The sequence below is a fragment of the Streptomyces sp. NPDC050759 genome, assembly GCF_044456945.1.
Classification (GTDB): Bacteria; Actinomycetota; Actinomycetes; order Streptomycetales; family Streptomycetaceae; genus Streptomyces.
This window is the reverse complement of record NZ_JBITGI010000030.1, coordinates 75,254-86,939: the sequence shown is the minus strand read 5'-3', so window position 1 is coordinate 86,939 and position 11,686 is coordinate 75,254. Positions and strand designations below refer to the sequence as shown.

The 11,686-nt window shown below is 69.5% G+C and carries 11 protein-coding genes; all 11 read right to left on the bottom strand.

Features of this window, described 5'->3' with window-relative positions:
- Positions 1 to 77: S-adenosylmethionine synthetase N-terminal domain-containing protein (locus ACIBJB_RS46040; RefSeq protein ID WP_225845865.1), on the bottom strand; the 77-nt coding region annotated here is incomplete at its 3' end.
- Between the two features lie 241 nt (positions 78 to 318).
- A complete protein-coding gene (gene coaBC, locus ACIBJB_RS46035; RefSeq protein ID WP_398940138.1) occupies positions 319 to 1,521 on the bottom strand; it encodes a bifunctional phosphopantothenoylcysteine decarboxylase/phosphopantothenate--cysteine ligase CoaBC in 1,203 nt (400 codons plus the stop codon).
- A 126-nt stretch (positions 1,522 to 1,647) separates the two neighbouring features.
- The gene (gene rpoZ, locus ACIBJB_RS46030; protein WP_003988945.1) at positions 1,648 to 1,920 is read right to left on the bottom strand and encodes a DNA-directed RNA polymerase subunit omega; all 273 of its coding nucleotides are present in this window, start codon (positions 1,918 to 1,920) and stop codon (positions 1,648 to 1,650) included.
- Positions 1,921 to 1,985: 65 nt separating this feature from the next.
- A complete protein-coding gene (gene gmk, locus ACIBJB_RS46025; protein WP_398940137.1) occupies positions 1,986 to 2,579 on the bottom strand; it encodes a guanylate kinase in 594 nt (197 codons plus the stop codon).
- A gap of 59 nt (positions 2,580 to 2,638) precedes the next feature.
- Positions 2,639 to 2,962: an integration host factor gene (locus ACIBJB_RS46020; protein WP_003977346.1), complete on the bottom strand. Its 324-nt coding sequence runs from the start codon at positions 2,960 to 2,962 to the stop codon at positions 2,639 to 2,641.
- A 324-nt stretch (positions 2,963 to 3,286) separates the two neighbouring features.
- Positions 3,287 to 4,126 carry an orotidine-5'-phosphate decarboxylase gene (gene pyrF, locus ACIBJB_RS46015; protein WP_398940136.1) on the bottom strand — a complete coding sequence of 280 codons (840 nt, stop codon included), beginning with the start codon at positions 4,124 to 4,126 and terminating at the stop codon, positions 3,287 to 3,289.
- The gene (locus tag ACIBJB_RS46010) at positions 4,123 to 5,232 is read right to left on the bottom strand and encodes a quinone-dependent dihydroorotate dehydrogenase (RefSeq protein ID WP_398940135.1); all 1,110 of its coding nucleotides are present in this window, start codon (positions 5,230 to 5,232) and stop codon (positions 4,123 to 4,125) included. The genes pyrF and ACIBJB_RS46010 overlap by 4 nt, the downstream gene beginning before the upstream one ends.
- A gap of 51 nt (positions 5,233 to 5,283) precedes the next feature.
- The gene (carB, locus tag ACIBJB_RS46005; RefSeq protein WP_398940134.1) at positions 5,284 to 8,592 is read right to left on the bottom strand and encodes a carbamoyl-phosphate synthase large subunit; all 3,309 of its coding nucleotides are present in this window, start codon (positions 8,590 to 8,592) and stop codon (positions 5,284 to 5,286) included.
- Positions 8,585 to 9,757, bottom strand: coding sequence for a glutamine-hydrolyzing carbamoyl-phosphate synthase small subunit (carA, locus tag ACIBJB_RS46000; RefSeq protein ID WP_398940133.1), 1,173 nt, complete (start codon positions 9,755 to 9,757; stop codon positions 8,585 to 8,587). The genes carB and carA overlap by 8 nt, the downstream gene beginning before the upstream one ends.
- Entirely contained in the window at positions 9,754 to 10,398 is a 645-nt protein-coding gene (locus ACIBJB_RS45995) for a hypothetical protein (protein WP_398940132.1), read from the bottom strand. The genes carA and ACIBJB_RS45995 overlap by 4 nt, the downstream gene beginning before the upstream one ends.
- Positions 10,395 to 11,681, bottom strand: coding sequence for a dihydroorotase (locus ACIBJB_RS45990; protein WP_398940131.1), 1,287 nt, complete (start codon positions 11,679 to 11,681; stop codon positions 10,395 to 10,397). Before ACIBJB_RS45990 ends, ACIBJB_RS45995 begins: the two co-directional genes overlap by 4 nt.
- Positions 11,682 to 11,686: the final 5 nt, after the last annotated feature.

Genomic DNA, 11,686 nt, shown 5'->3' with positions numbered 1-11,686 from the left:
GTGTCACTGATCTGGTCAGCGATCTTGTCGGGGTGGCCCTCGGTCACGGACTCCGAGGTGAACAGACGACGGGACACAACGCTCCCTGGGGTTGCAGCGGCTGCTGGCTGATCATTGGCGGACGGGCTCGGGGGCTGCGCCCGGCATCCGTCCGAGAACAGTTTATCGGTCGTGCTCGGCCACCGGCTCCCCCGTCTCGCCACTCGGGAGTGCCGTGACCTGCGGCACGGGCATTGTGCCCAATGACGAGCGGGCTTGGCCAGGGGCGCCACGCCTCTGTGGCAGAGGTTTGAGGGGACCGAGAAGCGAAGGAAACATTCACGTGAGGCGCTGTGTCACCAGGTCCCACACGGTTTCGGCCAGGAACTCCTTCGGGCCGTGCGGTACCGGGGTCTCGCTGCCGTCGGCGCCCAGCACCACCGCCTCGTTCTCCTCCGACCCGAAGGTCTTGCGCTCCCCCACCTCGTTGACGACGAGGAGGTCGCAGCCCTTGCGCCGCAGTTTCGTACGGCCGTTGGCCAGGACGTCGTCGGTCTCGGCGGCGAAGCCGACTATCACCTGGCCGGGGCGGGCGCGCTCGGCCGAGATCTCGGCGAGGATGTCCGGATTCCGCACCAGGACGATCGGCTCGGGGTCCTGACCGTCCTTCTTCTTGATCTTTCCGGCCGCGTAGGCCTGCGGGCGGAAGTCGGCGACCGCCGCCGCCATGACGACCGCGTCGGCGTCGGCCGCGGCCTTCAGGACCGCCTCGCGCAGCTGCACGGCCGTCCCCACGGGGACCACATCCACGCCCGCCGGGTCCGGCATACCGGTGTTCGCCGCGACCAGGGTGACCCGGGCGCCGCGCGCGGCCGCTGTGCGGGCGAGGGCGTAGCCCTGCTTTCCGGAGGAGCGGTTGCCGAGGAACCGGACGGGGTCGAGGGGCTCGCGGGTGCCGCCGGCGCTCACGACCACGTGCCGGCCCTTGAGGTCGGGCTCGGTGACGCCCCGGGCCAGCACCCGGCGGCAGACCTCGAAGATCTCCGCGGGTTCCGGCAGCCGGCCCTTGCCGGTGTCGACGCCGGTCAGCCGGCCGACGGCCGGCTCGATCACGATCGCACCGCGTCGGCGCAGCGTCTGCACGTTCTCCTGGGTGGCCGGGTGCTCCCACATCTCGGTGTGCATGGCGGGCGCGAAGACGACCGGGCAGCGGGCCGTCAGGAGGGTGTTGGTGAGGAGGTCGTCCGCCAGGCCGTGCGCGGCCCTGGCGAGGGTGTCCGCGGTCGCCGGGGCCACGACCACCAGGTCGGCGTGCTGCCCGATACGGACGTGCGGGACCTCGTGGACGTCGTCCCAGACCTCGGTGGAGACCGGATGACCGGACAGGGCGGACCAGGTCGCGGCGCCCACGAAGTGCAGTGCGGAGGCGGTGGGAACGACGCGGACGTCGTGGCCGGACTCCGTGAGCCTTCTCAGCAGCTCACAGGCCTTGTACGCGGCGATGCCGCCACTGACCCCCAGCACGACCTTCGGCTTGTCCACCGTGTCTCCCCGTCTCTCCCCGGCTCGGCAACGTACGACTGCGACGTACGGGTCCATCACACACCACAGGCCCGACAGTCGCGCTGCCGGGCCTGTGGATAAGTCAGCCAAAAGCTGAAAGTACTACTACTGCGCCGGGCCCTCGACGGCCTCGGACGTCAGCAGACCAGCGTTGATCTCACGCAGGGCGATCGAGAGCGGCTTCTCGTGGACATGGGTGTCCACCAGCGGACCGACGTACTCAAGCAGGCCCTCACCGAGCTGCGAGTAGTACGCGTTGATCTGGCGGGCCCGCTTGGCCGCGTAGATCACGAGGCTGTACTTCGAGTCCGTGGCCTCGAGGAGCTCGTCGATCGGCGGGTTGATGATGCCCTCGGGCGCGGAGATGGAAGAGGACACGCTCTACCTTCCGATGGATGGGAAAGATTCAGTGTGATGGATCAAGCCTCGATGAGCAGGCGGGATCACACCACATCCATCAAGGCTAGCAGCTCGCGCGCCACGTCCTCGACGGAGGTGTTGACCAAGGTCACATCGAACTCGGGTTCAGCCGCGAGTTCGACCGTCGCCGCCTCCAGGCGGCGTTCGATCACCTCGGGCGGCTCGGTGCCCCGTCCGGTGAGTCTGCGCACGAGCTCCTCCCAGGAGGGAGGAGCCAGGAACACCAGCTGGGCGTCCGTCATGGACTCACGGACCTGCCGGGCGCCCTGGAGATCGATCTCCAGCAGGACGGGCTCACCCGCCTCCAGCCGCTCCAGCACGGCCGCACGCGGCGTGCCGTAGCGGTTGCCGGCGAACTCCGCCCACTCCAGCAGTTCGCCGTTGGCGATCAGCTTGTCCATCTCCTCGTCGGTGACGAAGAAGTACTGGACACCGTGCTTCTCGCCGGGGCGGGGCCTGCGGGTCGTCGCCGACACCGAGAGCCAGACCTCGGGGTGTTCCTTGCGCATATGAGCGACGACCGTGCTCTTGCCGACCCCCGAGGGGCCGGAGAGCACGGTCAGCCGCGGACGTACGTCCGGGGGCTCGGGGGTCGTCCCCCGGAATGTTGCAGCCATGCAGCGATTATTCCAGCAATCCCGGAGTGCCCGGGACTCCCTTCCCGGAGTGACCCGGTTCAGGAACCGGTGCTGCCGAACTCACGCTCCAGCGAAGCGATCTGGTTGGAGCCGAGGCCGCGTACACGACGGCTCTCGGAGATGCCGAGTCGCTCCATGATCTGCTTGGCGCGGACCTTGCCCACGCCCGGCAGGGATTCGAGCAGGGCGGAGACCTTCATCTTGCCGATGACGTCGTTCTCCTGGCCCTGCTTGATGACCTCGTGAAGGGAGGCGCCGGAGTGCTTGAGTCGATTCTTGACCTCGGCCCGCTCCCGGCGAGCCGCGGCGGCCTTTTCGAGCGCGGCTGCGCGCTGTTCAGGGGTAAGGGGCGGAAGAGCCACGCCTACGTCACCTCGGATGTCGAACTTGTCGGATACGGACCGGTGAGGAACCTAGTCGCCCCACACCTGGGGAGCCACGAGCAACACGCTTGCCCGTTCACTCTGCGTCGGAGACTAGCGGGCAAGTCCGCCAGAGTCAGCGAGAACAGCGGAAAAGTCCTGGTCAGCCTCCGTCAGGTCGGACATTCCTGACATAATGCCCCGGATTTGAGGATGTATTCAGACTCAAGCGGGCCTCGAACCACGCGTCGGAGGACTCGAACGGGGCTGTCGAACATCCGCGACGACCGTCGCGTACGCCTCGTGCGGTCCTCGACGGACGCCTCAACCCGTCGGCAGCGCGGACCTGATCTCGTCCGCGAACCGTTCGGCGGACGCGCGCAGCGCACTGACGTCGGGACCGTGCCTCAGCAGACCCCGGCTGACGTTCGGGACGACATTGCGGATCGCCGACCCGAAGACACCGGGGAGATCGGCCGGTGTGGCCCCCTGGGCCCCGACCCCGGGCGCGAGGAGCGGACCGTTGATGTCCAGGTCGTACGACGACAGATCGCCGAGCGTGGCCCCGACGACGGCGCCGAAGGACCCCAGAGGCTCCTCCCCCGTGTTCTCGGCGGCCAGATGGGCCAGCATGGTCGCACCGACGTCCCGGCCGTCCGCGCGGACGGCGTGCTGGACCTCGCCGCCCTCCGGGTTGGACGTCAGCGCGAGCACGAACAGGCCCGCACCGCTCTCGCGCGCCAGCACGACGGCCGGTGAGAGCGAGCCGTAACCGAGGTACGGCGACACGGTCAGCGCGTCCGAGAACAGCGGGGAGTCCTTGCGCAGGAAGGCCTCGGCGTACGCGGCCATGGTCGAGCCGATGTCACCGCGCTTGGCGTCCATGAGGACCAGCGCGCCGGCCGCGCGGGCCTCCTGGACGGTCTTCTCCAGCACGGCGACACCGCGCGAGCCGAAGCGCTCGAAGAACGCGCTCTGGGGCTTGAACACGGCGACCCGGTCGGACAGCGCCTCCACAACCGTGCGGCTGAACCGCTCCAGACCGGCCACGTCGTCGTCCAGGCCCCATTCGGAGAGCAGTGAGGCGTGCGGGTCGATCCCCACGCACAGCGGGCCGCGCTCGTCCATGGCTCGGCGCAGGCGTGCGCCGAAGGGCTCGGTCATACCGTGGTCTTCCTCACGTCGGCGCCGACCGCGTCGGCGAGGGTGGCGTACGGACTCGTGCGCAGACGCGCGGCGAGCCCCTTGTGGACGGCGCGGGCCCAGAAGGGACCCTCGTAGATGAACGCGCTGTAGCCCTGGACCAGCGTGGCACCCGCCAGGATGCGCTGCCAGGCGTCCTCGGCGTCCTGGACGCCACCGACGCCCACCAGGGTGATCCGGTCGCCCACGCGGGCGTACAGGCGCCTCAGGACCTCCAGGGAGCGTTCCTTGAGGGGTGCTCCGGACAGGCCGCCGGTCTCGTTCACCAGGGCGGGTGCGGATGTCAGACCGAGTCCCTCGCGCGCGATGGTCGTGTTGGTGGCGATGATGCCGTCCAGACCGAGCTCGACGGCCAGGTCGGCGACCGCGTCGACGTCCTCGTCGGCGAGGTCGGGCGCGATCTTCACGAGGAGCGGGACGCGACGGGAGGCCACCCTGCGGTCGGCGGCCTCGCGGACAGCGGTCAGGAGCGGACGCAGATGGTCGACCGCCTGGAGGTTGCGCAGGCCCGGCGTGTTGGGCGACGACACGTTCACGACCAGGTAGTCGGCGTACGGCGCCAGCCGCTCCGCCGACTTCACGTAGTCACCGATCGCCTCGGTCTCCGGGACGACCTTGGTCTTGCCGATGTTGACGCCCACAACGGTCCTGAACACCGGCTCACGGGAGGCCAGGCGGGCCGCCACGGCCAGCGAGCCCTCGTTGTTGAAGCCCATGCGGTTGATGAGCGCGCGGTCCTGTACCAGGCGGAACAGCCGCTTCTTGGGGTTGCCCGGCTGGGCCTCCCCGGTCACCGTGCCGATCTCTACGTGGTCGAAGCCCAGCATCGTCAAGCCGTCGATGGCGACCGCGTTCTTGTCGAAGCCCGCGGCCAGTCCGAAGGGGCCGTGCATGCGCAGCCCGAAGGCCTCGGTGCGCAGCTCCTTGTAGCGGGGTGCGAGAGCGGCCGCGACGAACGTGCGCAGCACGGGAAGGCGGGCGGCGAGGCGGATCCATCGGAAGGCCAGATGATGGGCCTTCTCAGGGTCCAGGTGTTTGAAGACGAGGTTGAAAAAGATCTTGTACATGGTGTCCTCACCAAAAGGGGGACACCGTTTCCGGTGTCCCCCTCAGGGCTGCTAGTCGCGGGCCGCGGTCAGGTGTTCCGCGTGTTCCTGGAGCGAACGGACGCCCACATCGCCGTGGTTGAGGGCGTCGATGCCCTGGACGGCGGCGGCGAGCGCCTGGACCGTCGTCAGACACGGGACGGACCGCGCCACGGCCGCCGTACGGATCTCGTAGCCGTCGAGGCGGCCGCCGGTGCCGTAGGGGGTGTTGACGATCAGGTCGACCTCGCCGTCGTGGATGAGCTGGACGATGGTCTTCTCGCCGTTCGGGCCGGTGCCCTCGGACTGTTTGCGCACCACGGTGGCGTTGATGCCGTTGCGCTTGAGGACCTCGGCGGTGCCGGAGGTGGCGAGCAGTTCGAAGCCGTGGGCGACCAGCTCGCGCGCCGGGAAGATCATCGAGCGCTTGTCGCGGTTGGCGACGGAGATGAACGCACGCCCCTTGGTCGGCAGCGGACCGTAGGCGCCGGCCTGCGACTTGGCGTACGCCGTGCCGAAGACGGAGTCGATGCCCATGACCTCGCCGGTGGAGCGCATCTCCGGGCCGAGGACCGTGTCGACGCCGCGGCCGTGGATGTCGCGGAAGCGCGACCACGGCATGACGGCCTCCTTCACGGAGATCGGCGCGTCCAGGGGGAGTTCGCCGCCGTCGCCGTTGGCGGGCAGCAGACCCTCGGCGCGCAGTTCGGCGACGGTCGCGCCCAGCGAGATCCGGGCCGCGGCCTTGGCGAGCGGCACCGCGGTCGCCTTCGAGGTGAAGGGGACGGTGCGGGACGCGCGCGGGTTGGCCTCCAGGACGTAGAGGATGTCACCGGCCATCGCGAACTGGATGTTGATCAGGCCCCGGACGCCCACCCCGCGCGCGATGGCCTCCGTGGAGGCCCGCAGGCGCTTGATGTCGAAGCCGCCCAGCGTGATCGGCGGCAGTGCGCACGCCGAGTCGCCGGAGTGGATGCCGGCCTCCTCGATGTGCTCCATCACGCCGCCCAGGTAGAGCTCCTGGCCGTCGTAGAGGGCGTCGACGTCGATCTCGATGGCGTCGTCCAGGAACCGGTCGACGAGGACCGGCCGCGAGGGGCTGATCTCGGTCGACTCGGCGATGTAGGACTCCAGGCGGGTCTCGTCGTAGACGATCTCCATGCCGCGGCCGCCGAGGACGTAGGAGGGCCGTACGAGGACCGGGTAGCCGATCTCGTCGGCGATGGCCTTGGCGCCGGTGAAGGTGGTGGCGGTGCCGTGCTTGGGGGCCGGCAGGCCCGCCTCGGCGAGGACGCGGCCGAACGCGCCGCGGTCCTCGGCGGCGTGGATCGCCTCGGGCGGGGTGCCCACGATGGGCACGCCGTTGTCCTTGAGCGCCTGCGCCAGACCCAGCGGGGTCTGCCCGCCGAGCTGCACGATCACGCCCGCGACCGGACCGGCCTGCTGCTCCGCGTGGACGATCTCCAGGACGTCCTCGAGCGTGAGCGGCTCGAAGTACAGCCGGTCGGAGGTGTCGTAGTCGGTGGAGACGGTCTCCGGGTTGCAGTTGACCATCACCGTCTCGTACCCGGCGTCCGACAGCGCGAAGGACGCGTGCACGCAGGAGTAGTCGAACTCGATGCCCTGGCCGATGCGGTTCGGACCGGAGCCCAGGATGATCACCGCGGGCTTGGTCCGGGGCGCGACCTCGCTCTCCTCGTCGTAGGAGGAGTAGAAGTACGGCGTCTTGGCGGCGAACTCGGCCGCGCAGGTGTCGACGGTCTTGTAGACCGGGCGCACACCCAGTGCGTGCCGCACCTCGCGCACCACGTCCTCGCGCAGGCCCCGGATCTCGCCGATCTGCTGGTCGGAGAAGCCGTGCCGCTTGGCCTCGGCGAGCAGACCGGCGTCGAGGCGGTCGGCGGCGGCCAGCTCGTCCGCGATCTCCTTGATGAGGAAGAGCTGGTCGACGAACCACGGGTCGATCTTCGTGAACTCGAAGACCTCCTCGGGGGTGGCGCCCGCGCGGATGGCCTGCATGACGGTGTTGATGCGGCCGTCGGTGGGGCGCACGGCCTCCGTCAGGAGCGCGTCCTTGTCGCCGGTCTCGCCGACGAAGGTGAACTGCGAGCCCTTCTTCTCCAGCGAGCGCAGTGCCTTCTGGAAGGCCTCGGTGAAGTTGCGGCCGATCGCCATGGCCTCGCCGACCGACTTCATGGTCGTGGTCAGCGTGGAATCGGCAGAGGGGAACTTCTCGAACGCGAACCGCGGGGCCTTGACGACCACATAGTCGAGAGTCGGCTCGAAGGAGGCCGGGGTCTTCTCCGTGATGTCGTTCGGGATCTCGTCGAGCGTGTAGCCGACGGCGAGCTTGGCCGCGATCTTCGCGATCGGGAAGCCGGTCGCCTTGGAGGCGAGCGCCGAGGAACGCGACACGCGCGGGTTCATCTCGATGACGATGATGCGGCCGTCGACGGGGTTCACCGCGAACTGGATGTTGCAGCCGCCGGTGTCGACGCCGACCTCGCGGATGATCGCGATGCCGATGTCACGCAGCCGCTGGTACTCGCGGTCGGTCAGCGTCATCGCGGGCGCCACGGTGATCGAGTCGCCGGTGTGCACGCCCATCGGGTCGAAGTTCTCGATGGAGCAGACGACCACGACGTTGTCGTTCTTGTCGCGCATCAACTCCAGCTCGTACTCCTTCCAGCCGAGGATGGACTCCTCCAGGAGCACCTCGGTGGTGGGAGACAGCGTCAGCCCCTGGCCGGCGATGCGGCGCAGCTCCTCCTCGTCGTGCGCGAAGCCGGAGCCGGCGCCGCCCATGGTGAAGGAGGGGCGGACGACGACCGGGTAGCCGCCGAGCTGCCCGACCCCCTTCAGGACGTCGTCCATCGAGTGGCAGATGTAGGACCGGGCGGACTCGCCATGCCCGATCTTCTGGCGGACGGCCTCGACGACGCCCTTGAAGAGGTCGCGGTCCTCGCCCTTGTTGATCGCCTCGACGTTGGCGCCGATCAGTTCGACGCCGTACTTCTCCAGCACACCCTGCTCATGCATGGAGATGGCGGTGTTGAGGGCTGTCTGGCCGCCCAGAGTCGGCAGCAGCGCGTCCGGCCGCTCCTTGGCGATGATCTTTTCGACGAACTCCGGCGTGATCGGCTCGACGTAGGTGGCGTCGGCGATCTCCGGGTCGGTCATGATCGTCGCAGGGTTGGAGTTCACCAGGATCACCCTGAGGCCCTCGGCCTTCAGGACCCGGCACGCCTGCGTGCCGGAGTAGTCGAACTCGGCGGCCTGGCCGATGACGATCGGGCCGGAGCCGATGACCAGGACGGACTGGATATCGGTGCGCTTAGGCACGCTGGCCCTCCATCGAGACTGTGCTCATCAAAGACGTGAAGCGGTCGAACAGGTAGGCGGCGTCGTGCGGACCCGCTGCCGCTTCGGGGTGGTACTGGACGGAGAAGGCCGGCTGGTCGAGCAGCTGGAGTCCCTCCACGACGTTGTCGTTCAGGCAGACGTGCGAGACCTCGACGCGCCCGAACCTGGTCTCGCTGACCTTGTCGAGCGGCGCGTCCACGGCGAATCCGTGGTTGTGCGCGGTGACCTCGACCTTGCCGGTGGTCCGGTCCTGCACGGGCTGGTTGATGCCCCGGTGGCCGTACTTCAGCTTGTAGGTGCCGAAGCCGAGCGCGCGGCCGAGGATCTGGTTGCCGAAGCAGATGCCGAACAGGGGTGTCCTGCGCTCCAGGACGGCGGTCATCAGCGCGACCGGTCCGTCGGCGGTGGCCGGGTCGCCGGGCCCGTTGGAGAAGAAGACCCCGTCGGGAGCGACGGCGTAGACGTCCTCCGGGGTGGCCGTGGCCGGCAGTACGTGCACCTCGATGCCGCGCTCGGCCATGCGGTGCGGGGTCATGCCCTTGATGCCGAGGTCGATCGCGGCGACCGTGAACTTTTTCTCGCCGACCGCGGGGACGACGTAGGCCTCCTTGGTGGCGACCTCCTCGTAGAGCGAGGCGCCCTTCATGTGCGGCTGGGCCTGCACGCGCGCGACGAGCTCGGGCTCGGCGGCGATCGCCTCGCCGGAGAAGATCCCGGCGCGCATCGAGCCGCGCTCGCGCAGGTGGCGGGTGAGCGCGCGGGTGTCGATGCCGGAGATCCCGACGATGTCCTGCGCGACCAGCTCGTCGTCCAGGGAGCGCCTGGCGCGCCAGTTGGACGGCACACGCGCGGGGTCGCGCACGACGTAGCCGGAGACCCAGATGCGCCGCGACTCGTCGTCCTCGTCGTTCCAGCCGGTGTTGCCGATCTGCGGGGCGGTCGCGACGACGATCTGGTGGGCGTACGACGGGTCGGTCAGGGTCTCCTGGTAGCCGGTCATGCCGGTGGAGAACACGGCCTCGCCGAAGGTCTCCCCCACGGCCCCGTAGGCACGGCCGCGGAAGATCCGGCCGTCCTCCAGGACGAGTACCGCGGGAGACACCTCTTTCCTCTGCGAGGCGTTCCCCTTCGTGGAGGTCGTCATCGTGCGCCTTCCGTTTCCGTCTTGTTGATCATGGAGTTAATGGCGTCGACCCATTCGGTGTGCTCGGCCGCGCGGTCCGAGCGGAACCCGGAGTCGATCAGCCGGTCGCCGTGCGCCCAGGTCACCAGGAGCAGCCCGCCCTCGGTCAGGACCTTGCCGGCGATGCCCTTGCCGAGCACGGCCTCCCGCAGGGCCTCGCGCGGGATGAAGAAGTCGGTCGCTCCGGGGCGCACGACGTCCAGTCCCGCGTCCGTCAGCGTGAGCTCGACCCGGCTGCGGGCGCCCAGGCCGTGGGCCACGATCCGGTCGAGCCACTGCCCCGCGGTGGTGGAGCCGTGGTAGCGGCCGCTCATGCCCAGTCTCACCGGGCCGGGGTCGTCCGGCATTCCGTGCAGCGGCGGCTTGCCGCCTCCGTTGAGGGTGGTGGTGGGCGACGGGCGGGCAGGCAGCTCGGGCAGGTCGCCCTGGAGCGTGCCGCGCCACTTCCAGCCCTCACGCATCAGCCAGTAGACGAGCGCGACGAAGAGAGCGAGGCCGACGAGCCAGCCGGCGCGGGCGGCCCAGTCGGTGACCTCGGCCGACTTCTTCTCGGCGGCAAGGCCGGTGGTGAGTCCGGCGGCGAGCAGAGTTGCAGGTGTCACGTGAGCTTCCCGTCGACGAGCGTGGCCTTGCCCCGGAGCCACGTGTGCGTGACACGGCCCGGCAGCTCACGCCCCTCGTACGGAGTGTTGCGGCTGCGCGAGGCGAAGCCCGCGGGGTCCACGGACCCACGGTATTCCGTGTCGACGAGCATGAGGTTGGCGGGCTCACCAGCCGAGACGGGACGCCCGTGCCCCCTCGCCCCGCCGATCTCGGCGGGCTTGAAGGACATGCGCTCGGCGACCCCGGCCCAGTCGAGGAGCCCGGTGTCCACCATGGTCTCCTGCACCACTGACAACGCGGTCTCCAGGCCGACCATGCCCATGGCGGCCGCGGCCCACTCGCAGTCCTTGTCCTCGTGCGGGTGCGGGGCGTGGTCGGTGGCGACGATGTCGATGGTTCCGTCGGCCAGGGCCTCGCGCAGGGCGAGCACGTCCCGCTGGGTGCGCAGTGGCGGGTTCACCTTGTAGACCGGGTTGTACGACCGGACCAGCTCGTCGGTGAGCAGCAGGTGGTGCGGGGTGACCTCGGCGGTGACGTCGATGCCGCGGGACTTGGCCCAGCGGACGATCTCGACGGACCCGGCGGTCGAGAGGTGGCAGATGTGGACGCGGGAGCCGACATGCTCGGCGAGCAGGACATCCCGGGCGATGATCGATTCCTCGGCCACCGCGGGCCAGCCCCCGAGCCCCAGCTCGGCGGAGACCACGCCCTCGTTCATCTGGGCGCCCTCGGTCAGCCGCGGCTCCTGGGCGTGCTGGGCGACGACCCCGCCGAAGGCCTTCACGTACTCCAGCGCGCGCCGCATGATCACGGCGTCGTCGACGCACTTGCCGTCGTCGGAGAAGACGGTCACACCGGCGGCCGACTCGTGCATGGCACCGAGTTCGGCGAGCTTGCGGCCCTCCAGGCCGACGGTGACCGCGCCGATGGGCTGCACGTCGCAGTAGCCGTGCTGCTGGCCGAGCCGGTAGACCTGCTCGACCACACCGGCAGTGTCGGCGACCGGGAAGGTATTGGCCATGGCGAACACGGCGGTGTAACCGCCGGAGGCCGCCGCGCGCGTGCCCGTCAGCACCGTCTCGGAGTCCTCGCGGCCCGGTTCGCGCAGATGGGTGTGCAGGTCGACGAGGCCCGGCAGGAGCACCTTTCCGCCCGCGTCGACGACCTCGGCGCCCTCGCTGGAAATCCCCGTGCCGACCGCCTCGATGGACGAGCCGTCGATCAGCACGTCCTGCGGCTCGCCGCCGAGGACCTTCGCACCACGGATCAGGATCTTGCTCATGTGAC

What these genes read in the sequence shown, in the direction of transcription:
- gmk (WP_398940137.1), bottom strand. Translation starts at nt 2,579, where the DNA reads ATGGCTGCAACATTCCGGGGGACGACCCCCGAGCCCCCGGACGTACGT.
- carA (WP_398940133.1), bottom strand. Translation starts at nt 9,757, where the DNA reads ATGACGACCTCCACGAAGGGGAACGCCTCGCAGAGGAAAGAGGTGTCT.
- ACIBJB_RS46010 (WP_398940135.1), bottom strand. Translation starts at nt 5,232, where the DNA reads ATGTACAAGATCTTTTTCAACCTCGTCTTCAAACACCTGGACCCTGAG.
- pyrF (WP_398940136.1), bottom strand. Translation starts at nt 4,126, where the DNA reads ATGACCGAGCCCTTCGGCGCACGCCTGCGCCGAGCCATGGACGAGCGC.
- ACIBJB_RS45990 (WP_398940131.1), bottom strand. Translation starts at nt 11,681, where the DNA reads ATGAGCAAGATCCTGATCCGTGGTGCGAAGGTCCTCGGCGGCGAGCCG.